The sequence below is a fragment of the Acetobacterium sp. genome, from assembly GCF_030652775.1.
Lineage (GTDB): Bacteria > Bacillota > Clostridia > Eubacteriales > Eubacteriaceae > Acetobacterium.
The window spans coordinates 1-21,309 of the sequence record NZ_JAUSPS010000091.1 but is presented as its reverse complement, the minus strand read 5'-3'; the positions used below and the strand labels follow the sequence as shown (position 1 = coordinate 21,309).

General features: G+C 45.8%; 19 protein-coding genes. 13 read left to right on the top strand and 6 right to left on the bottom strand.

Annotation, left to right across the window (positions count from 1 at the left end; translation table 11 throughout):
- Positions 1 to 22: 22 nt before the first annotated feature.
- Positions 23 to 1,396 (bottom strand): TrpB-like pyridoxal phosphate-dependent enzyme, encoded by a 1,374-nt coding sequence (locus tag Q7J41_RS15925; RefSeq protein WP_304889421.1) that lies wholly within the window; start codon positions 1,394 to 1,396, stop codon positions 23 to 25.
- 476 nt (positions 1,397 to 1,872) lie between these two features.
- Here Q7J41_RS15925 and Q7J41_RS15920 point away from each other — a divergent pair, with 476 nt between their 5' ends.
- Entirely contained in the window at positions 1,873 to 2,991 is a 1,119-nt protein-coding gene (locus Q7J41_RS15920; RefSeq protein ID WP_304889420.1) for a 3D domain-containing protein, read from the top strand.
- 110 nt (positions 2,992 to 3,101) lie between these two features.
- On the opposite strand, the gene Q7J41_RS15915 is transcribed toward Q7J41_RS15920, so the two are convergent.
- Positions 3,102 to 4,712, bottom strand: a complete 1,611-nt coding sequence (locus Q7J41_RS15915) for a hypothetical protein (protein ID WP_304889419.1) — start codon at positions 4,710 to 4,712, stop codon at positions 3,102 to 3,104.
- Between the two features lie 524 nt (positions 4,713 to 5,236).
- Here Q7J41_RS15915 and Q7J41_RS15910 point away from each other — a divergent pair.
- On the top strand, positions 5,237 to 5,992 hold the full coding sequence (locus Q7J41_RS15910; RefSeq protein WP_304889418.1) for a tRNA1(Val) (adenine(37)-N6)-methyltransferase: 756 nt from the start codon (positions 5,237 to 5,239) through the stop codon (positions 5,990 to 5,992).
- Positions 5,993 to 6,077: 85 nt separating this feature from the next.
- A complete protein-coding gene (locus Q7J41_RS15905; RefSeq protein ID WP_304889417.1) occupies positions 6,078 to 6,692 on the top strand; it encodes a protein-glutamate O-methyltransferase CheR in 615 nt (204 codons plus the stop codon).
- A gap of 35 nt (positions 6,693 to 6,727) precedes the next feature.
- Here the strand turns inward: Q7J41_RS15905 and Q7J41_RS15900 are convergent, their stop codons facing one another.
- Both Q7J41_RS15900 and Q7J41_RS15895 read right to left on the bottom strand, forming a co-directional pair.
- Positions 6,728 to 7,693: an ATP-binding protein gene (locus tag Q7J41_RS15900; RefSeq protein ID WP_304889416.1), complete on the bottom strand. Its 966-nt coding sequence runs from the start codon at positions 7,691 to 7,693 to the stop codon at positions 6,728 to 6,730.
- Positions 7,680 to 8,708, bottom strand: coding sequence for a DnaD domain protein (locus tag Q7J41_RS15895; RefSeq protein ID WP_304889415.1), 1,029 nt, complete (start codon positions 8,706 to 8,708; stop codon positions 7,680 to 7,682). Before Q7J41_RS15895 ends, Q7J41_RS15900 begins: the two co-directional genes overlap by 14 nt.
- Before the next feature lie 272 nt (positions 8,709 to 8,980).
- Here Q7J41_RS15895 and Q7J41_RS15890 point away from each other — a divergent pair, with 272 nt between their 5' ends.
- The 10 genes from Q7J41_RS15890 (at position 8,981) to Q7J41_RS15845 (ending at position 19,144) form a co-directional block, all read left to right on the top strand.
- Complete coding sequence (locus Q7J41_RS15890) at positions 8,981 to 10,258, top strand: UDP-N-acetylglucosamine 1-carboxyvinyltransferase (protein ID WP_304889414.1); 1,278 nt, start codon at positions 8,981 to 8,983, stop codon at positions 10,256 to 10,258.
- Positions 10,259 to 10,432: 174 nt separating this feature from the next.
- Positions 10,433 to 11,221, top strand: coding sequence for an MBL fold metallo-hydrolase (locus tag Q7J41_RS15885; protein WP_304889413.1), 789 nt, complete (start codon positions 10,433 to 10,435; stop codon positions 11,219 to 11,221).
- Positions 11,222 to 11,251: 30 nt separating this feature from the next.
- Positions 11,252 to 12,355, top strand: coding sequence for a S1C family serine protease (locus Q7J41_RS15880; protein ID WP_304889412.1), 1,104 nt, complete (start codon positions 11,252 to 11,254; stop codon positions 12,353 to 12,355).
- A 466-nt stretch (positions 12,356 to 12,821) separates the two neighbouring features.
- The gene (locus Q7J41_RS15875; RefSeq protein WP_304889411.1) at positions 12,822 to 14,075 is read left to right on the top strand and encodes an ammonium transporter; all 1,254 of its coding nucleotides are present in this window, start codon (positions 12,822 to 12,824) and stop codon (positions 14,073 to 14,075) included.
- Between the two features lie 71 nt (positions 14,076 to 14,146).
- Positions 14,147 to 14,485, top strand: a complete 339-nt coding sequence (locus Q7J41_RS15870) for a P-II family nitrogen regulator (protein ID WP_304889410.1) — start codon at positions 14,147 to 14,149, stop codon at positions 14,483 to 14,485.
- Between the two features lie 505 nt (positions 14,486 to 14,990).
- Positions 14,991 to 16,247 carry an ammonium transporter gene (locus Q7J41_RS15865; protein WP_304889430.1) on the top strand — a complete coding sequence of 419 codons (1,257 nt, stop codon included), beginning with the start codon at positions 14,991 to 14,993 and terminating at the stop codon, positions 16,245 to 16,247.
- Positions 16,248 to 16,375: 128 nt separating this feature from the next.
- The gene (locus tag Q7J41_RS15860; protein WP_304889409.1) at positions 16,376 to 16,714 is read left to right on the top strand and encodes a P-II family nitrogen regulator; all 339 of its coding nucleotides are present in this window, start codon (positions 16,376 to 16,378) and stop codon (positions 16,712 to 16,714) included.
- A 234-nt stretch (positions 16,715 to 16,948) separates the two neighbouring features.
- A complete protein-coding gene (locus Q7J41_RS15855; protein ID WP_304889408.1) occupies positions 16,949 to 17,965 on the top strand; it encodes a sugar-binding transcriptional regulator in 1,017 nt (338 codons plus the stop codon).
- Positions 17,962 to 18,756 (top strand): HAD-IIA family hydrolase, encoded by a 795-nt coding sequence (locus Q7J41_RS15850; protein ID WP_304889407.1) that lies wholly within the window; start codon positions 17,962 to 17,964, stop codon positions 18,754 to 18,756. Before Q7J41_RS15855 ends, Q7J41_RS15850 begins: the two co-directional genes overlap by 4 nt.
- Before the next feature lie 112 nt (positions 18,757 to 18,868).
- Positions 18,869 to 19,144: an HPr family phosphocarrier protein gene (locus Q7J41_RS15845; RefSeq protein ID WP_304889406.1), complete on the top strand. Its 276-nt coding sequence runs from the start codon at positions 18,869 to 18,871 to the stop codon at positions 19,142 to 19,144.
- A 231-nt stretch (positions 19,145 to 19,375) separates the two neighbouring features.
- Here the strand turns inward: Q7J41_RS15845 and Q7J41_RS15840 are convergent, their stop codons facing one another.
- Both Q7J41_RS15840 and Q7J41_RS15835 read right to left on the bottom strand, forming a co-directional pair.
- A complete protein-coding gene (locus Q7J41_RS15840; RefSeq protein WP_304889405.1) occupies positions 19,376 to 20,191 on the bottom strand; it encodes a homocitrate synthase in 816 nt (271 codons plus the stop codon).
- The gene (locus tag Q7J41_RS15835) at positions 20,163 to 21,146 is read right to left on the bottom strand and encodes a hypothetical protein (RefSeq protein WP_304889404.1); all 984 of its coding nucleotides are present in this window, start codon (positions 21,144 to 21,146) and stop codon (positions 20,163 to 20,165) included. The genes Q7J41_RS15840 and Q7J41_RS15835 overlap by 29 nt, the downstream gene beginning before the upstream one ends.
- Positions 21,147 to 21,309 lie beyond the last annotated feature (163 nt).

The following is a 21,309-nucleotide window of genomic DNA, read 5'->3' as shown; positions in this document are numbered from 1 at the left end:
TCATGTAATTAATCGCAAGTAATTATTTTTGTTCGATCTGGGGCAGACTGTCAAAGCCGACTTGAAGATCTTCGTCAGTGGGAACATAATCGGTCATATTGCCGGCATTGTAATTCATATAAGCGGTCATATCAAAGTAGCCGGTACCGGTTAAACCAAAGATAATGGTTTTCTTTTCCCCGGATTCTTTGCAGGCCAGCGCTTCGTCAATGGCGGCTTTAATGGCATGGGCGGATTCAGGGGCGGGTAAAATTCCTTCAATTCGGGCAAATCGAGTGGCGGCCTCAAAGACTTCATTTTGGGTATAAGATTTGGCCCGGATATAGCCGTCATGGTAAAGCTTGGAAATAATCGGACTCATACCATGGTAGCGTAATCCGCCGGCGTGGTTGGGCGATGGCATGAAGCCGCTACCCAGGGTGTACATCCGAATCAACGGCGTGGTTTTCCCGGTGTCACCAAAATCCAGGGCATAACGTCCCCGGGTTAAAGATGGGCAGGACGCCGGTTCGACAGCCAAAAAGTCAATGTCATTTTTGCCTTCAATTCGGTCAGCCATAAAAGGGGCAATCAGACCCAGTAAATTGGAGCCGCCGCCGGCACAACCGATGATGATATCCGGTTTAATGTCATATTTGTCGCAGGCGATCTTGGTTTCCAGTCCGATAATGGACTGGTGCAGACCGACATGGTTTAAGACACTGCCCAAAACATATTTGCAACTGTCGGTGGTGACGGCCACTTCAATGGCTTCGCTGATCGCACAGCCCAGCGATCCGTTGGTGTCCGGGGTTTCAGCTAAGATTTTTCGTCCGGCGTTGGTGGTGTTGGAAGGGGATGCAATCACCTTGGCCCCATAGGTTTCCATGACGGCCCGACGGTGGGGTTTCTGTTCGGCAGAAACTTTAACCATATAAACAGACAAATCCAGATTATAGTAGGCACAGGCCATGGAAAGGGCGGTGCCCCATTGTCCGGCCCCGGTTTCGGTGGTTAATGAGGTTAAACCCTGTTTTTTGGCATAGTAGGCCTGGGCTGCAGCAGAATTCAGTTTGTGCGAACCAGAGGTGTTGGTACCCTCATACTTATAGTAGATTTCGGCTGGAGTGTCCAATTCTTTTTCCAGACAATAGGCCCGAACCAGCGGTGATGGCCGGAACATTTTGTAGAAACTTTGGATTTCTTCAGGAATTTCGATGTACTCATCGGTGGTATTCAGTTCCTGATCCACCAGCTCTTCGCAGAATACGGGAAGCAGTTCCTCTTTGGTGCAATATTCGCCGGTGCCGGGATTCACAAAAGGCTCAGGCAGCTCCTTCATTTTGGACCGGAGATTGAACCAGTATTTCGGCATCTCATCTTCACTTAAATAAATCTTATAAGGTATCTTTTCCATGGCGGTTTCCTTTCTTTCTGTTGTTAACTCATTACAGACAGCTGCCTGTAAATACAAAAAACTCGTCCTCTACTAAACGTAAAGGACGAGTATAACGACTCGTGGTGCCACCTTTTTTCACAGGATCAAACCTGCCTCTGCAGAATACTAACATATTCCTCAACACTGACGTAGTTGTCACGTCATGGAATACTCGGCGTCAGCCTTTGACCATGCCCTCAACGGTCCATTTGATGGATTGCGTTCTGCAAGGCTCTCAGCCCACCTCGCTCTCTGTTAGTGCATCTTCCACCGTTATCTCCGCATCAACGGTTTGTTTTTATCTAATTGGATATATTCTAAATGAAAAATTAAGAAAAGTCAATTAGTAAATTCTAATCTTGACAATTATCCAGAAATGAAGTACAATCGATTTGTAAAGAAATTGTAACAAAACGGAGTTTCGATCTGAGGATTGAAATGGTAATGGAGGTTTTATGATAGAAAAAGAGAATAAAAATCCTAACAAAAGAAAGAAGTCACTTCTTAAAATAGGTATGGCCAGCGTGATCATCACCTGTGTGGTGGGAACGGCCAGTTCCTTTGTTTTTGCCAAGGAGATCAAAGTAACCGTTGATGATAAGGAAAGAGTGCTTAGCGGCGGCATGTTCCAGAATGTCGGCGAAGTGCTGGAAAACAATGGCATTGAACTGGGCGATCAATATACCGTTAATGTAGATACCAACTCGGTGCTGTTTGCCGTTGATAATATCGAAGTGAAAAGCAAAGCCAGTGGCGAACTGTCATTTGATGGGAAAACCATTATTTATCAGACCGAAGCAAAAACGGTGGGCGATTTGCTTAAAGAGTATAAGATTGAACTGGGCGACCTTGATCGGGTCGAACCGGGACAGTCAACCGCCCTGGAAGATGTGGAGGAAGTTGACGTGATCCGAGTTGAGGTTGCTGAACTGCCAAGCCGACAGGTTATTACCTACACAACTCAAAAGAAAGACAATCCGGAAATGGAAGCTGGCAAAACCAAGGTTGTCCAGGTTGGCGTTGACGGAGAATCCAGTCAGGTTGAACGGGTGCTTTATGAAAACGGTGTGGAAGTCAAACGTGAGATTATTTACGATGAGATTGTCACTGCACCGATTCCTGAAATTGTTGAAGTTGGGACCAAAGCCGTTGTTGTGACACCGGCTCCGGTAGCTGAAACTCCGGCAGTGGTTGAAACCCCGGCAGCGGTTCAGAAACCGGTTACCGAAGCCCCAGCGGCAGTGCCGGCGCCAGTGGTCGAAACTCCGGCTCCGGCAACTACCACTAATACGATTCCCGAAGGTGCGGTAAAAACGGTGATCCAGTGTACGGCCTATACGGCAACTGGAAATGCCACCGCATCGGGTGTGATGCCAACCGCCAACCACACGGTAGCAGCCTGGAGCGGCCTGCCCTTTGGTACCAAGATTTACATCCCGGCAATGGGCACCACCTATACCGTTGAAGATCGGGGCGGGGCGGTAACCGAAGGAATTGTCGATATTTATATGGATTCCTACGAAGCCTGTATACAATTTGGACGACAGAACCTGGAAGCCTATATTGTTTATTAAAATGAACTAAACGTAAAAAGGATGTGCTGCGGCGCATCCTTTTTTATCTTCATTTTTGTGGGCACTAAAAGAGCACTAAAAAAGCAGAAACCTCTCACGCGGTTTCTGCTTTAATTTTTTAGATGTCTTAAGACCAGGGCACGATAGTCGAAGGGATTGGTAATATCCCGGGTGTAGGGAATCGATGCGATGTTAAGCTTCACATCAGGTTCAATCGCTTCATATTCCGAAATCAGCGCATTGAAGGCATCGGTAATCTCCTGATTAATCAGCAATTGATTTTTAACGGAGGTGTTTTCCATGAGAATACTAAAAACACTGCCATCGAGAATATAAATCAGGTGGGTGCTGTAGCAATGGGTCTTGATAATCTTTAAGGTTTTATAGAGAATCTCGTCCCAGAACCGTGAACCGTTCATGGTTTTAAGTTCGTCAAGATGGCGAACCGTAATCATTTCGAGGGTCAGAATGGTTTCACCTCGGGAAGCGCGATCCATGGCATATTTAAGATCCTTGTAATATGCTTTTTCAATGGTCAGTCCCGGACTTTCTTCCAGATTATCGTAGGAAGCAATCTGTTGCTCCAGATTTTTTTTGAAATGGAAAAGCTCCCGGACCTTTCTGATCAATAAGGCAGAACTCCATAAAATCATCGGAATCACGACCAGCCAGCCGACCTGATAAAATTCAAAGGGAATGTCAAGGTAGAAAACAGAAATGAGCGATAAAACCACATAACTGCATAGCAACAAGATCATAAAAAAGATACTGGCGCCGTAGGGCATGGCAATCGTAAAGATCAGACAGGTGAATAAAATAAACACCACACTGTAATCAATAAAATTAAATTCTGAAGCGGTGAAAATCAGAAAAGCGCCAAAAACCATCAGTCCCATAAAGAAAAAAACAAGCGGCGGCACCATATCGGTAAAGCTGGGCTTTTTCAGGGGAAGGTGGTTTGTTTTTTTAGGTGGTTTGGTCTTTTGCTGTTTGGCAGCCTTATCTTTGGTCTTCGCCGGCTTTCTTTTTTCTGGTGGCAGTGGTTTTTCCTGAACCGGCGCTGCCACAGTCAGAATCGGTTTATCCGGAGTGGCCTCCGGCGCTTGTTTAAGGACCGGTGGCGGGGAGGGCTTCTGCGCTTCTAACACAGCTTCGGGAGGAGGCTGAGCTTCGGCCATTTCGGAAAATCTGGATTTGAGAATCGCGTCAACGGTATTTGATGTGGATTGATCAGCATCGTTTGATTCGACTGACACCCTGGAAATGGAGGCGGTGCGCTCCGATTCATAAGCGTAGGGGGTGGTTCGACCCAGTATCTTTGACAAGGTGGGCAGCTCTTCATCATCCTCGATTTCGCCGATGGGGGTGGAAAAGCCAGCCGACTCATTGAGCGGCGATGGTTGATTGGTGAGACGATCACCATCAAAAGCCAGCCGGTTGGTCCGAGTTTCGAAAGGACGGGAATTGAGAACAGCTTGGTCCAGAGCATCGTCATCCGAGATATCAACACCGGAAAGAAAATGTTCACCGGGTTGGTAGGGATCCTGAATGGCTGCTTCAAAAACCTCGGCGTTCACTTCACGGGAAATGAAACCGTCATCAATGAGTGAAGCCAGCTTTGCATCAATTCGTATTTCGCATTCTTGGATGGTGGCATCCAGATGCTGTTTTTTTTCGAGAATAATATCCAATTTACTCGGCTGGATTTTGTCATTATTCATATGTATCCATCGCTTTCGCAAGTAATTTCATTGCAATATTTTTTGGTCATTGACTTTATCATCATAATCGTGGATGATAAAGGAGCTTTTAGAGGCAGGTGAATCATTACAATTAATTAGAAATAGTCCTCTACAACTACACATTATAGCAAAGATTTTGCTTACATAAAAGGGAAAATCGAAAAAAGGCAGTGAATTCAGAAAAAATATTTTTTATCAACAGGCAATGATATCGAAAATCATCATAAATAGAAGTCAAAACCGCCTGTTTACAGGATTATGATCATTTGGATGATAAGTATCAACTGATGCCTGTGTATATGTGGATAAGTTATTAAAAAACAATCAACAGACCGACTGAAAAAAAGAAAATCATAAGAGCCCATGGTTAGGGAAGTTTTAGCGAAAAGGTTGATTATTTACAATACTTATCCACAGATAGTGGATAGAATCGCTAAAACTGTGGATAAGTCTGTTGATTACTTGTGAAAATTATAAAACTATGCGTATAGAAGGAGTTAAATGTGGATAACTTTTTGAAAAAAGGCGAAAGAATCGAGGATTTAGGTCTTGAAAATATAAGGATAATCCAGAATCCGGATTATTTCTGTTTTGGAATGGATGCTGTTTTGTTATCCTGGTTTGTTTCCCGGCGAACAAAGGGGGCTCCCCACATCATCGATCTGGGAACCGGGACGGGGATTATACCACTATTGCTTTATGGCAAAACGAAGGCGGCCTCCATCACCGGGCTGGAAATACAGGAACCCCTGGTGGAAATGGCCAGACGGAGTATGGCCTTGAATGGGTTATCAGCCCAGATCAAGATCATTGCCGGCGATATTAAAGACCCGGGCAGTGAGATTCTTCCCAACACTTATGATGTAGTGGTTAGTAATCCGCCCTATATGCGGGCCCAGGCTGGACTCAAGAACAATTGTGAGACAAAAACAATTTCCCGGCATGAAATTTTATGCAACATTGAAGATATTCTCATTTTTAGCAAGCGGATGCTGAAGGATCGGGGCCGCTTGTTTCTGGTTCACCGGCCGGAACGGCTGGGGGATATTATTTCACTGATGCGGTTTTATAAAATTGAAGTCAAGCATTTGCAATTCGTTTATCCGTCCATCAAAAAAGAAGCCAATCTGGTCTTGATTGAGGGGCGAAAAAGCGGGAAGCCGGGGTTGAAAACAGATGCCCCGCTGATTGTTTATCATGAAGATGGAGAGTATACTCAGCAAATTTATGATATTTATGGGATGGCTAAGCCCGAATAGTCAGTGAAACTAATTTTTTGATAGCTCCGGAAACACGCAGGCGCCCATGCCTTTTACTAAACAGAAAAAATATTGGGAGGATTCGATGGCATTTACTTATTTTTTTAGAGATTTACATACCCTGGAACTGATCTGCGACCACGCCATTCCAGACTTTCGCTCAAAGCCGGAGCTTAAGATCTGGGATGCCGGCTGTGCCATGGGGCCGGAACCTTATACCCTGGCGATGCTGTTGCGGGACCGGATGGGTCAGTTTGATTTTGAAAAGGTTAAAATACAGGCAACCGATATTGATGGCAGTGACCTTTTTGATAAGATTATATTAGCCGCCGAATACCCCCGGGAACAGGTGCAGCGGATCCCCCCCGAAATTTTTGAAAAATATTTTATCAAGGTTGAAAACCGGGATTCTTATCGGCTCACCGCTGAGATCCGGGGCGCGGTAACCTTTCAGAAGCATAATCTGTTGACCTTGAACAGCATTGGGAAAGACTTTGGACTGATTTTATGTAAAAATGTTTTGCTTCATTTTAATGAGCAGGAACGCATCAATGTGATCCGGATGTTTTATGAGGCTCTGATGGAGGGCGGCTATCTGGCCATGGAACAAACCCAGAAGCTGCCAGCTGAATTAGTACATCAATTTGAGCCGGTGGTGTCGAATGCCCGCATTTATCAGAAACGCAGCGATCAAAATTAAAAAAAGGTGTCCGGAGCTCAGTCCGGACACCTTTTTTAGGATCGGCCCCGTCGGGCCTTAAGAATACGAATGTCTTCCCCTAAAAAGGGAATGGTTTTAAAATTGCCTGAGATCCGGGAGGAAAGCCGTTCGTCATAAATTGTCTTAATTTTGAGCACCGTCAGATTACTGGAGATGATCATCTTTTTTTCGGCATTAAGGCGGCTATCGATCACCTCGTAGAGCTGTTTCTGGCTGTATTCCGAAGAAAATTCAGCCCCTAAATCATCGATAATCAGGAGGTCGCAGAGTAGCAGTGGTTCATAAATTTCGGTAGAGGTTTTCTTCTCCCGGAACAGCTGATCCTGAATGCTGGCGACCAGGTGAGCCGCGGTGACGTAGACAATCCCATAACCTTTTTCGGTCAATTTGTTGACGATGCAGTTGGACATAAAGGTTTTGCCGACCCCAGGCGGTCCGGTAAAAAGCAGCTGGTCTTCAATATTTTCAAAATTCTGACAATATTTCAGCATATTGTTTTTAATGTTGAGGGCATTAGAGCGATGGCTGGCAGATCCGGAAGCGATCGGTTGATCAGAATAATAGTCAGGATTAAAGGTCTCAAAGGTTTCGCGCTGGGCCCGGGTTTTCAGGTCATAGCTGGAAAAACTGATTTCTGCCAGACATTGGTTCAGACAGGAGCAGATCCCCTCCGGTAGAATCCCCGCGTCCTGACAAAGTGAACAATAATAGGAATGGGTTAGTAGGGCAGCCTTTTCTCCGGCCAGGACTTTTTTTCTGGCCTCGATCTCGCTCATCTGTAGACGGATGGCGGCGGTTTTATCCAGCTCCTTGGCGATGGTAGCCCGGGTCAGGGCAACCCCCAGGCGGTTGATTTCATTATCCAGAGCCGAAAGCTCGGGAATCTGACCATAAAGGGCTTCCTTTTTTTTGCGCTGTTTGAATTGATAGGCACTCTGTTTTTCCTGCAGCAGGGCAAAGGCGTCATTATAGGTCTTCATCGTTTATCTCCAGTTCCGGCCATAAATCTTCGGCATAATCGACTTCCATATCCAGGTAAGCCTGTTTACGGGAATCACTCATGGGTTCAAGGGACTCTTTATGATCAAATTTTGGTTTCGGTTTGTCATTTTTAATGTCTTCCAGGGTTTTAAAGCCCTGTTCGTGCCAATTTTTCAAAATTCCATCAATATATTTCATATTGGGTTTGTTGGTTCGAGATAAAGCCTGGACAATGATTTCCATCGAAAAACCATAGTCATTAAACCAGGTATCCATCATCTGCCGCTCAGAAACCATGGGGTTTCGCTGGATGCCCAGATATTTGAAAATCTGGAAATAGCTGGTACGTTTATGGGCGGAGTCTTTAATATGGGCCTCAGCCTCGATGTGATCGCGGACCTGGGCGGTATAAAAACCCTTGGCGACGGTTTCCAGATAAGAGACTACCTGGGCCGGGGTAAAGGTGCGGTCTTTTTTATTGATCATGTTAATGGAATACTCCACAATCAGAATGACGGCTTCCGGAGTGAAATTATATTCATCGAGCCAGCGTTTGAACAGCAGGGTTTCTTTTTTAGTGATGGTCCGGCTTTCGTACATATCCTGAATAGTTGTGTACATTCTTTGAATCCGGTCTTCCATGCTGTTGGAAGATTGGGCATTTTTGGGAACGGTGGTTTCCGGAATCGCCTCATTTTTATAGAGAATCGTACCGGTAATGTTATAAAAACGAACCAGCGCATCCCGGGTGCCGGTGTATTCAATGGCGATGATTTTTTCAGAAGCCCAATAATCCCAGGCTTTTTTCACATCGGTTTCTAATAAATTCAGATCTTTGGCGATATCTTCGTTGCTGATGGGGGTCAGCCCCTGATTAAAGCATCGCTTTAAGCCGTAAAGATAGACCTTCACGTAGTCCCCCCGAGCCATGGGCATATAGTGATTGATAAAAATATTCTCAATAGGCGTCACACCCAGGTCATCATGGCTGGAAACTAATTCAAAACGATTCATTTTTTACCTCGAGTTATGGATTGATAATCTTTTTTTGCTAAAAAATCTTTAGATTGCATAAATACAATTATGTTATTATATCACATCACATTTAATTTGTGAGGAATTCCTGTTTTCTTTAAACAGGGCAAAGAATTCTTAAAGAGTATAAGAAAAACCGCTTTACTGATAAAAAAATGGCGTAAAATCACGAGATTTCTTGATAAAAATGAAACTTATGATATAATAACCAATTGGATATTGCATATACACTTGCACTGAAAGGAATAAATATGGATGCTTTTATTATAGAAGGAGGTAACCCCCTACAAGGCGAGGTTACGATCTCCGGGGCAAAAAATGCGGTGCTGGGAATTATTCCGGCGGCAGTACTTTGTGCCTGCTCAAGTAAGATAGAAAATGTTCCCGATATTAAAGATGTTAACAAAATGATTGTTATTCTTGAAAAATTGGGCGCTGAAATATATAGAGAAAAAGATACCCTGATTATTAATACCGAAAAACCGATTTCATATGATGTGTCAGACTATGAAGAGGAAACTGGCCAGATGCGGGCCTCCTATTATCTGCTGGGAGCTTTACTGGGACGTTATCGTAAAGCGATTGTACCATTACCTGGCGGATGTAACATCGGCGATCGACCGATTGACCAGCATATCAAAGGCTTCCAGGCTTTGGGAGCAACCGTGGTGATTGAACATGGACAGGTAAAAATGGAGGCGCCGGAACTCAGAGGTGCCCATATCTTCATGGATGTGGTCAGCGTCGGCGCCACCATCAACATCATGCTGGCGGCCGTTCGGGCCGATGGTAAAACAATTATTGAAAATGCTGCCAAAGAACCCCACATCGTTGATGTGGCTAACTTTTTGAACCTGATGGGAGCAAATATCAAGGGTGCGGGAACAGATGTCATTAAAATCGTCGGCGTTGAAGAAATGCATGGCTGCGAATATTCGGTTATACCGGATCAAATCACCACTGGCACCTATATGATGGCAGCTGCGGCCACCGAAGGGGATGTTTTAATTAAAAATGTTATTCCCAAGCATATGGAGGCGATCACGGCCAAACTCAGTGAAATGGGGGTCATCGTCCTCGAAGAAGACGACGGGATTCGGGTTATCGGGAAGCATCCGCTGAAGGCTGTGAACGTGAAGACTATGCCTTACCCGGGGTTTCCTACAGATCTCCAACAACCGATGGCGGTGTTAATGACGATTGCCCAGGGCACCAGTACGATTACTGAAAGTATTTTTGAAAGTCGCTTTAAATATGTTGATGAATTGCGCCGGATGGGCGCCAATATTTCGATTAACAGCCGGACGGCAAGTATTACCGGGGTTAAGGCCTTATCGGCGACAAAAATCAGAACTACCGATTTAAGAGCCGGGGCAGCCATGGTTATTGCCGGGTTAATTGCCGATGGCGAAACAAAAATCACGGAGATTGTTCATATTGACCGGGGCTACGAAAATCTTCAGGAAAATCTGCGAAATCTGGGGGCTGATATCCGCCGGATTTCCGAGAAAGATCCTGCTTGCCTTTAGTAGAATTAAGGTTGACGAAGCAGTAGGGGACAACGATTACCTTAAAGCTCGTAAAGTTAGGTTAAGTCAGGTTTAAGCATCATTCGCTAGGATAAACCTAACAATCCAGCTGGCCCTTGGCGCATTTAAAGGGATGTTTTATAAAGTTTTTTAAAATGAACAAGGGAGCGACGATTGAAATTTTGTAGTTTATATAGTGGAAGTTCAGGAAACAGTTTATTTGTCTCAAACAACAGCACCAAAATACTGATTGACGCTGGCCTCAGCGGAAAACGGATCCAGAGTGCCCTGGACGCCATTGAAGAGGATCCCCGGGAAATCGGCGGCATTATAGTGACCCACGAACATAGTGATCATATTCATGGGGTTGGGGTATTGTCCCGGCGTTTTGACCTGCCGGTTTATGCCAATGAAAAAACCTGGGCAGCAATGATGAAAGATCTGGGCAAAATCGCCGAGCATAATGTTAAAATCTTTGATTTTGAAAAACCTTTTGATATTCAGGATCTTCAAATCGAAGCCTTTAAAACATCTCATGATGCGGCGGATTCGGCTGGCTTTGTCATCTCTGACGGAAAAAATCGGCTGGGAATCGCCACTGACTCGGGAATTATTACCATGGATATGCGTAATGCCTTATGTGGCTGTGATTTGGTGGTGCTGGAGTCCAATCACGACGTGTCGATGCTGGAGGCCGGATCATATCCCTTCTACCTCAAACAGCGGATAAAAAGCGACTTTGGTCATCTGTCCAATGAGACGGCTGGTGATCTGGCCCTGGCGCTGGTCGAGAAAGGCACCCGGCAACTGGTGCTGGCCCATCTCAGTCAGGAAAACAATTACCCCCTGTTGGCCTATGAAACAACAGCCCGGATATTGACTGGGGCTGGCGTGGTGCTGGACGGGGATGTAAAACTTTGTGTGGCAAAAAGAAGCAGTGCGAGCGAGACAATCGACCTGTAAAAGAACTTCACCTAAGATTGAGGTGAAACGATGAATGACGATCTAAAAAAAGAGAAAAAAACGAGTTCCCTGATCATCGGCATGATCGGTGCAATTATCGGCGGTGTGATTGTGGGCGCTTTATTTCTTGGTGTCAACTTTTTCTTTGATAACAGCACTGTGATACAGGGCGCCAAAAATGAAATTGTTGTCAGCGAGGGTTCCGCGGACACAGTGGTGGAAGCCATTGCCCAGACGGTGCCCCCATCGGTGGTCGGGATTGAGACAACCGGGGTGGCGATGACCACTTACGGACCTCAGGAAGCAACCGGAGTCGGTTCCGGTTTTATTTTAACCAGCGATGGTTACATTGCCACCAATCAACATGTGGCGTCAGATGATATTTCGGCCATGAAGGTATCACTGGCTGACGGGAATACCTATGATGCCAAACTGGTCTGGTCGGATGCCAGCCTGGATCTGGCGATTATAAAAATTGATGCCAAAGATTTGCCGGTACTGGAACTGGGCGACTCAGACAATGTGGTTGTCGGTGAGTTGGCAGTGGCAGTTGGCAATCCGATGGGACTGAACTTCGAACGAACGGTTACCTCCGGAATCATATCAGCCCTGAATCGGAGCATTCCGCTGGATAATGGCTTGGCGGAAGATCTGCTTCAAACCGATGCTTCCATTAATTCGGGAAACAGTGGCGGTCCGCTGGTCAATAAAGCTGGCGAGGTGATCGGCATCAATACCTATAAACTGACCACCGGCGAAGGGATGGGTTTTGCCATTCCGATTAATATTTTAAAACCGATTCTTAATGAAATTGTGGCAACCGGTAAGTTCAATTCCACCGTAATGGGCATCACCGCTTATGACCGGGCTATTGCCGATTATTACCTGACCGATAGTGATGTCAACTTTAATGAGGGTATCTATATTGCCTCGGTGCAACAGGGTGGCGGTGCCGCAAATGCCGGCCTGGCAGCCGGAGATATCATTAAAGAAATCAATGGGGTCAAAACCAATACCATGCTTAAGATGAAAGAGATTCTTTATGCGGTCAATGCTGGGGAGAAGGTGAGTGTTACCTTTGAACGGAATGGCCAAAGTCAGACAAAAGATGTGGTAGTGACGGCCGGGCAATAAAAAGAAAATCGTTTTTAGTTGAAAATTTATGAAAATAAAGAGAAAATCCCATTGACAGTGGATTTTTATGGTGCTATAATCAAAAACATCTTAAGGTTAGCTTAACAGTAGTCAATGAAGACAGGATTGTTAGGATTGATACTTCATGATTTTTAAATGCTTATCAAAGGTGATAACAGGAAACCCTGTTATCACCTTTTTTTATTCAAACCAAATAGACCCAGCAATTTATCAAAGGCGATAACAGTCATGAATGTTATCGCTTTTTTATATTTGATGGATTATCTTTGTTTTGTCGTTTGAATGGACATAAGAAAAATAAATCGCCAATCAAATAAGAAAGCTATGGCGGCTTCAAAAGAAAAGGACAGAAATTATAAATTACCTAAAAAGGCGGCCTTAATTGTTATAAGATCGTCATGGTCAAGTCATTTGATCAAAATAATTCAGAAAAGAGGAAGTTAAAATGATTAATTCTGGTGATGTCGCATTTGTTCTGATCGGTTCAATGCTGGTATTCTTTATGACTCCAGGCCTGGGATTGTTCTATGGTGGGATGGTTCGCAGAAAAAATGTGATCAATACATTAATGTCGGTACTATTCTGTTGTGGCTTGGCAACGGTGATGTGGTTTGCCGTCGGTTATTCAATTTCATTTGGTGAAGATGTGGGCGGACTGGGTGTTGTCGGAAATCTAAGCAATGCTTTTTTCAGCGGTGTCAGTGCTACTGAAGCCGGTCCCTATGCAGCCAATATCCCCGGCGCACTATTTGCCATATTTCAATTGATGTTCTGTATTATTACACCAGCCATTCTGGTGGGTGCCTTAGAAGGCCGGATGAAATTCTCAGCGATGTTTATTTTTATCACCTTCTGGTTGCTGTTGGTCTATTACCCTCTGGCGCATATGGTATGGGGCGTAGGCGGTTTTATCGCCGGACTGGGAGCAGTTGACTTTGCCGGCGGTAATGTTATACATATCAGCTCTGGGGTTTCCGGCTTAATCGCCTGTCTCATCCTTGGTAAAAGAAAAGGTTATGGAATTTTAGCTTACCATCCCCATAATATTCCAATGATTTTCACCGGTGGCGCCATCTTGTGGGTGGGCTGGTTCGCCTTCAATGGGGCGTCAGCTTTAGCCGCTAACGGATTGGCCGTTCAGGCCATGGGCAACACGATGATCGCTTCGGCAGCAGCGATGTTAAGCTGGATGCTGATGGAATCGATTCTTTATAAAAAAGTGACGGTCCTGGGTGCCGTGACTGGTGCCGTTATCGGTTTGGTGGCTATTACTCCGGGTTCTGGTTATGTACCATTTGGGGCAGCCCTGGTGATTGGTGCCCTGGTTAGTCCAATCTGCTTATTTTTTATGACCAAGGTCAAACAAAAATTCGGATATGATGATTCGCTGGATGCCTTCGGCTGTCATGGAATTGGCGGAATCTGGGGTGGTATTGCCACCGGTTTATTTGCCCAATCAGCGATTAACCCTGTTGCGCAATGGGATGGTTTATTCTTCGGAGCCACCGAATTATTTGTGGCGCAATTAATGGCGGTAGCTATTTCCGTTATCTACTCGGCCGTTATGACCGGGGCAATTATGCTAGTCCTTAAAAAAGTGATGAATATCCGCGTTTCACCGGAAGCCGAATCATTGGGTCTGGATATCAGTGAACACAGTGAACAAGGTTACCCAGCTTTCTCGGGAATTGATCAATAGAACGATATTGAAATACGGTTGGGGAGCCATGTCATCATGGCTTCACAATCAGTAAAGAAAGGAAAAAAATTATGAAACTGATTGAAGCAATTATCCGTCCGGAAAAGTTGGAACCTTTAAAGGATGCGTTTTTAGAAGCAAAGGTTAATGGCATGAATGTCCGTCAGATTCTCGGATGTGGGAATCAATTTGGATGGGTGGCCCATAATCGGGGAACCTCGGTCATGATGAACATGCTTCCTAAAATTGAAATAAAAGTAGTGGTTGCCGACGACAAGGTCGAGGAAATCGTCCAACTGATTATGAATACCGTCCGCACCGGAGAAATCGGGGATGGAAAAATCTTTGTCAAACCAGTGGAGGAATGTATTCGGATCCGAACTGGCGAGCGCGGTGATATTGCGCTTTAAAAGAATCTGTAAAATATTGACAGCGTTGATAAGCGATTATATTTAATGTTTAATATAATCGCTTTTTTTTGCGCGTTTTTTGAAATAACGCGAAAGATTCCAGCTCTGATAAATTCAAGGATTGACTCCAGGGATGACAAATGCTATAATTCGACTTGCTGAGTCAGAAATGAGTCGGCAAAAATTAAATTAAATATTAAAATCAACCTTAAATAATAGCGAAAAGGTTCAGTCGACTAGTCAATGAAGAGTAGCGGCGAAAAAATGAACCGGGTATATCATTTAGAGTATCAAAGGCGATAACGGTTTTTTTGTTGTCGTCTTTTTTTGCGTTGAGCGTCTGCAATTATTGTTTTAAAAGTCAGATAATTGCACCCACTTATCAAAGGGGATAAGCGTAGCGGTCGGCCTGTCAAGGGCTGGTTTTAAAGTGGGTTGATCGGATAATCATTGGACCGTTTTCAGTGATTGGCATAAATAACGATAACAGAGAATTATGGAGGAAATTATGATTAATTCTGGAGATGTGGCATTTATTCTGATTTGTACAATGCTGGTATTTTTTATGACCCCGGGGCTGGCATTGTTCTATGCCGGGATGGTGCGACGAAAAAATGTGCTCAACACCATCATGTCGGTGGTATTTTGCTGTGGACTGGCCACGGTGATGTGGTATGTGGTGGGGTATTCGATATCCTTTGGCCCGGATCTGGGTGGGTTTGGTTTTATCGGTGATTTTAGCAACGTTTTTTTTAGAGGCATCAGTGCTTCTGAACCGGGACCTTATGCCAGCAGTATTCCCGGTCAGCTGTTTGCCATTTTTCAACTGGTGTTCTGTATGGTCACCCCAGCCATTGTGGTGGGTTCCCTGTCGGGCCGAATGCGATTTTCAGCGCTGTTTATTTTTGTAACCTTCTGGATGCTGCTGGTCTATTATCCGATGGCCCATATGGTTTGGGGTCAGGGCGGTTTGATCGCTGGTCTCGGCGCGGTGGATTTTGCCGGGGGATTGGTCATCGAAGTCAGCTCGGGGATTTCAGGTCTGGTGGCCTGTATTATTCTGGGTTCCCGAAAAGGTTACGGCATCAAGTCCTATCATCCCCATAATATTCCGCTATTTGTTATCGGCGGGGCGATTTTATGGGTAGGCTGGTTTGCCTTTAACGGCGGATCGGCCCTGGCCGCTAACGGACTGGCGGTGCATGCGGTGGTGACCACCTTGCTGGCTTCAGCAGCGGCGATGTTAACCTGGATGCTGGTTGAAATGGTGGTTTATAAAAAAGTCACTGTTATGGGGGCCATCACCGGATCAATTGTCGGCCTGGTTTCAATTACACCCGGGGCTGGTTTTGTTCCAACCGAAGCAGCCCTATTTATTGGCGGTGTGGTGAGCCCGATCTGTTTCTTCTTTTTAACAAAGGTGAAGGTCCGGTTTGGTTATGATGATACTTTGGATGCTTTTGGCTGTCATGGCATCAGTGGGATCTGGGGAGTCATTGCGACCGGACTATTTGCCCAGACGGCGATTAACCCGGTTGCCCAATGGAATGGTTTGTTCTTCGGTGATACCCAGTTATTTGTCGCCCAGATCACAGCGCTGTTAATTGCGGTGCTTTATTCGGGCACGATGACTGCGGTAATTATGCTAGTCCTCAAGAAGGTTATGGCCATTCGGGTCGCCCCTGAAGCAGAAGCGCTGGGTCTTGATATCAGTGAACATAGTGAAGAAGGATATCCGGCATTTTCGGGAATTGACCAATAGCAGTTTATCGACTAAAATACGAAGTGGAAGTCAGCATCGGCCACCAGGAACACTCAACATAAAGCAGGATGTGCGATTGTTTTGAATTCCTGATGACCGGGTTATTTTAAGCAAGAAAGGAAAATGCTATGAAACAGATCGAAGCGATTATCCGTCCCGAAAAACTGGAACCGTTGAAGGATGCGTTTTTGGCGGCAAAGGTCAATGGCATGAACATTCGTCAGGTACTGGGCTGTGGCAACCAGTACGGTTGGATTGCCCATAACCGGGGCACCTCGGTGATGATGAATATGATTCCCAAAATTGAGATAAAAATTGTGGTAGCCGACGATAAGGTGGAAGAAATCGTTCAATTGATTATGAGCGTGGTTAGAACCGGCGAAATTGGTGATGGAAAAATTTTCATCAAACCAGTGGAAGAATGTATCCGGATCCGAACCGGCGAAAGAGGAGATATCGCATTATAAAAAATGCAGTCTTCAATAAATTAAGAAGGCCCGCTCGTTACATCTGCAACGAGCGGGCTTTTTAAATGGTTATTTTTTACAAATCCAACGAAATGATTGACTTTTTCATCAAAAACAATATAATTAAACAATAATTACAAAATTTCAGAAACGAATAAAAAGAAAAGTATCAGGATTGCGAAGCTCACGGCAGTTTCGCAGAACCTAAAAAAACAGAAACAGGGAGGTGACCGGATGAAAAAGGTAGTGGATGATGAGCGTCTGATGGTGAAGATCTGTGAGATGTACTATAATCAGGACATCAATCAAAAGCTGATCGCAACGGAATTAGGTTTGTCCCGGCCAACGGTGTCTCGGATTCTTCAGAACGCCCGGGAGCGGGGCATTGTCAAAATAATTATCGATCCTATTTTTGGCAACAATTATGTGGATCTGGAAAAAAAGCTGGAAAGCCGCTATGGTTTAAAAGAAGTTTTTATCGTCGATATGAAGCAGGATAACCGGGATCAGAAGGATGAGCTGGCCAAGGCCACGGCCAACTATCTGGAGCGGCTGATCAAAGATGATACCATTATCGGGGTTTCTATGGGTTCGTCAATTGGCCAGATCTATCGTTTTGTGTCCAAGGGTACCTCAAAGCGGGTGACCTTTATCCCCCTTATCGGCGGGATCGGACATCTGGGTATGGAGCTACATTCCAATACCATTGTGGAAGCTCTGGCCAAGGCTTTCGGCGGTGTCTCCTATCTGCTGCATGCACCGGCCCGGGTGTCCGGAGTCAAGATCAAAGAGGAATTGATGAAGGAACCGGATATTCGACGGATCATCAAAATGGGTGACGGTCTGGATGTGGCAGTGGTTGGGATCGGGGTGCCCAATCGGGGATCGGCGATTATGGCCACCGGTTATTATGACGAAAAAGACATGGAAATCATGCGCCAGAAAAATGTGGTGGGGGATGTCTGCATGCAGTTTTTTGATATCAATGGTAGCACCGAAGCCTTTGAGGCTGATAACTGTGTGATTGGGGTTGATATTAAAAAACTCCGGCGGGTCCCCCATTCGATTGGAGTGGCCAGCGGTCCTGAAAAAGCTCAGGCCATCCAGGGCGCCATCAAAGGCGGATTCATTAATGTCCTGGTCACCGATGTGGAATGTGGAAAAAGACTGCTGGAACTCGATGAAGTCACCGAACCGGCAAGCGGGTCTGGGATGACAGAAACAGAAACCGAGGAGATTGACGAAAAATGATCATGCCGAAAAAAGATGCACTAAAAGATGTGAAATTATTTGCCCTGGATATGGACGGTACGGTTTATCTGGGTAATGGTTTAATTGACGGCGCTCTGGACTTTATCGAAGCCCTGCGGGCACAACAAAAAGATTTTATTTTTATTACCAACAATTCATCACGAGGACCCAGCTTTTATCAGGAAAAGCTGAAGAAAATGGGGTGTATTGTGGAAGTCGATCGGATCATTACCTCTGGAGATGTGACCATTGAATATTTAAAAACCTATTATCCCGGACAATCTGTTTATCTGATGGGTACACCGCTGCTGGAGGAGAGTTTCCGGAAGCACGGTATTAACCTGGTCCAGGAGCAGCCGGATGTGGCAGTGGCCAGCTTTGACACAACCCTGACCTACGAAAAGCTGGAGAAAATCTGCACCTTTATCTTAAACGGCGCGGTTTTTTTGTCCACCCATCTGGATTTAGTCTGTCCCACCGAAACCGGTTTTATCCCCGATTGCGGTTCCATGTGTGCCCTGATTACCAAATCCACCGGGGTGGAACCCAAATATTTAGGCAAGCCCTTTCCCGAAACCATGGAAATGGTCCTGGCCATTACCGGCCATAAAAAAGAGGATGTGGCCTTTGTCGGGGATCGGATCTACACCGATGTGGCCACCGGCGTTAATAACGGCGGCAAAGGTTTTCTGGTGCTGACCGGAGAAACTAAAATGGCCGACCTGAAAAATTCGGAGGTCGTTCCGGATTGTGTTTTTGACTCGCTGAAAGAAATGACGAACTATTTATAAGCCTGTTTATTTTATCGGAAACGGGGAAGATAATAAGAACAAAGATCATCACAAAAATGTGGCCGAAAAGAATAAATGGAAAGGAATGAAAGATTCATTAACAGGTAGGAGTATGCATTCGAAAACAGTTACAATTATTAATCCCACAGGTTTACACGCACGACCTGCGGCAGAGTTTTGTCAGAAGGCCGGAGAATTCAAAGCTAATATCGGAATTAAAAAATTAGGGGACAATCCCAAAGAGGGCGAGGCAAAATCATTGCTGAGTATTATGGCAACGGGGATTGGCCAGGGCGACGTGGTTGAAATTTTTGCCGCGGGTGAGGATGAAATGCTGGCGGTGGAAACCCTGGTGGCATTGATCGGCAGTGGCTTTGGCGAAGTGTAATTATTATAAGATATAAGAGGCACCTGAACAGCAGCCTAATGTGAGGTTGGTGATAGTACCGTACCGACCAATTGTTAATCTGTTGTTCGCTGCGGGTTCGAACAGGCTATCGCCGTGTTCGCCCCGATGCGTACAACATGATGTAACAATTGTCGGTACTAGGTTAGTATTATGACAAGCCCACACTGCAAACACTGCAGGTGCTTTTTTTATGTTTGTAATCAGGACCGATCAGGCATAGGCCAGTTTATTTTTATAAATGATCGATTTTAGATCGGCCTGTCGCCACTGGAGTTCGTCCAGGCTGATGCCGAAGTCAAGTTGACCCTGGGTGGCGATCAGGAGGTGTTCGAGGTTGCAGTTGCCGGCCCGTTCGCCGATGCCGAAAAGGGTGGAGTCGGCATATTTGGCGCCGGAGCGGAGTCCCTGGATGGAATTGGCCACCGCCATGCCCAGATCGTTGTGCATGTGCACCTCAATGTCGATGTTGTCAGGAATCCGGCTGATCGTGGCCTTGCAGAGGCTGGGCGACATGATCCCCACGGTATCTGAAAAACGCAGAGTGGTGGCCCCCAGATCCCGGGCGGTTTCAATCAACAAAACGACGAAATCCCAGTCTGCCCGGGAGGCATCCTCCAAACCGATGGTCAGTTCTCTTCTTTCGGCGTGAATGGCCGCGGCGCAGATGCACAGGGTTTCCAGCACCTGGGATCGGGTGCTGCGCAGCTTTTCGCGAATCAGCAGATCCGAAGCGGGGACACAAACATGGATAATGTCGGCGCCGCAGCCGATGGACTGACTGATATCGCCAAGATTCATTCGGTTCCAGCCAATAATTTTGGCCTTCTGACAGGCCAGCTTGATTTTTTCAAAGGCCCGGCATTCTTCTCTGCCCATGGCCGGGGTACCGGCTTCGATCCGGCTGACCCCCAGGGCGTCCAGAGATTTGGCGATGGTGACTTTTTCCCGGATCGAAAAGGCCATCCCAGGGCTTTGTTCGCCGTCTCTTAAGGTTGTGTCAACAATATATTTCTGTCTGTTTGTCATTTTGCACCTCACTGGCAAGGGTTCGCAGTTCCCGATCGGACAGGTTTCGGCCTAATTGGGTGCAGCGGGATTTAATATGTTTTAAAATGCTATGGGCGGCCGATTCGGATAATTCCGAATCGTTTAGCTTATACAACAGGCTTTGCCGGCCGGAGTGTTTGCCCAGGACAATTTCCCGCTGGTTACCAACGGTTTGGGGATTAAAGGGTTCATAGATGTGGGGGTTTTTTAATACCCCATCGACATGAATACCGGATTCGACCTTGAAAATATCGGTTCCGATGATCGCTTTCATTTTGTTCACCGGCTGGCCGGCCAGCTTTTCATAAAGGTCACGCAGCTCACTTAAAACCGATAAGTCACCGGTAAATAAATCAGGCTGGCTTAGTTTCAGGCCCATCAAGACTTCTTCCAACGGTGGAAAATGATGGTGGTTGGTAAAACCGCAGCTGATACTCTGGCCGCCGGCCAATAGCCATTCCAGGGCGATGGCAGTGGCACAATGCTGCTGGTTGCCGGGGCATAGGTCCAGGGTGTCAATACCGCTGTTCAGCAGGGCCTTGAAAACTGCTGGATAATCCCGGGTCATCAGGTCTTCCAGCCCGGTAATCCGGATTTTTTGATGGGTCCGGGGATTTAATTTGCTGACGGGGATGTTTTTTTCCACCAACTCATTGGGCTCAAGTCTCCAGAGGGGTTTTGGTTCTTTTATCCCCGGGCCATCCGAAGCGAGTAGATCGGGAAGAATCTGGCTCAGGAAAAAACGTCGTCCCCCCAGCCATTGTTTTAAACCGGCAGCAGTGACGGGAAAACTCAGCTGGTCAACCAGATCCGGGGTCAATTCGATTTTTGTAACGCCACAGGTAAAAAGCAGATCACAGAAATGGTTAAGATCCCGGCCGGTTATCCCGGCCGTATTAAAGGTTGTCAGTGTCCGATCAATAATAGTAACCATTTGTGTACCCCGCTTTCGTTTGTTCGCTTTTAAAAGTTTGGTCATGATATCCCGTACCGACCAATTGTTAATCTGTTGTATGCGCGCAATTCGTACAGTTGCAATAAGAGTTGATCATAAGTAAATAAGTTAGTTTGCAACTGTTCGCCTTGAGGCACACAAC

Bases quoted from the DNA above. Each gene is read 5' to 3' on its own strand.
- Q7J41_RS15835 (WP_304889404.1), bottom strand. From the start codon at position 21,146: ATGGTTACTATTATTGATCGGACACTGACAACCTTTAATACGGCCGGG.
- Q7J41_RS15915 (WP_304889419.1), bottom strand. From the start codon at position 4,712: ATGAATAATGACAAAATCCAGCCGAGTAAATTGGATATTATTCTCGAA.
- Q7J41_RS15860 (WP_304889409.1), top strand. From the start codon at position 16,376: ATGAAACAGATCGAAGCGATTATCCGTCCCGAAAAACTGGAACCGTTG.
- Q7J41_RS15925 (WP_304889421.1), bottom strand. From the start codon at position 1,396: ATGGAAAAGATACCTTATAAGATTTATTTAAGTGAAGATGAGATGCCG.
- Q7J41_RS15850 (WP_304889407.1), top strand. From the start codon at position 17,962: ATGATCATGCCGAAAAAAGATGCACTAAAAGATGTGAAATTATTTGCC.
- Q7J41_RS15840 (WP_304889405.1), bottom strand. From the start codon at position 20,191: ATGACAAACAGACAGAAATATATTGTTGACACAACCTTAAGAGACGGC.
- Q7J41_RS15855 (WP_304889408.1), top strand. From the start codon at position 16,949: ATGAAAAAGGTAGTGGATGATGAGCGTCTGATGGTGAAGATCTGTGAG.
- Q7J41_RS15920 (WP_304889420.1), top strand. From the start codon at position 1,873: ATGATAGAAAAAGAGAATAAAAATCCTAACAAAAGAAAGAAGTCACTT.
- Q7J41_RS15905 (WP_304889417.1), top strand. From the start codon at position 6,078: ATGGCATTTACTTATTTTTTTAGAGATTTACATACCCTGGAACTGATC.
- Q7J41_RS15870 (WP_304889410.1), top strand. From the start codon at position 14,147: ATGAAACTGATTGAAGCAATTATCCGTCCGGAAAAGTTGGAACCTTTA.
- Q7J41_RS15875 (WP_304889411.1), top strand. From the start codon at position 12,822: ATGATTAATTCTGGTGATGTCGCATTTGTTCTGATCGGTTCAATGCTG.
- Q7J41_RS15890 (WP_304889414.1), top strand. From the start codon at position 8,981: ATGGATGCTTTTATTATAGAAGGAGGTAACCCCCTACAAGGCGAGGTT.
- Q7J41_RS15880 (WP_304889412.1), top strand. From the start codon at position 11,252: ATGAATGACGATCTAAAAAAAGAGAAAAAAACGAGTTCCCTGATCATC.
- Q7J41_RS15895 (WP_304889415.1), bottom strand. From the start codon at position 8,708: ATGAATCGTTTTGAATTAGTTTCCAGCCATGATGACCTGGGTGTGACG.
- Q7J41_RS15845 (WP_304889406.1), top strand. From the start codon at position 18,869: ATGCATTCGAAAACAGTTACAATTATTAATCCCACAGGTTTACACGCA.
- Q7J41_RS15900 (WP_304889416.1), bottom strand. From the start codon at position 7,693: ATGAAGACCTATAATGACGCCTTTGCCCTGCTGCAGGAAAAACAGAGT.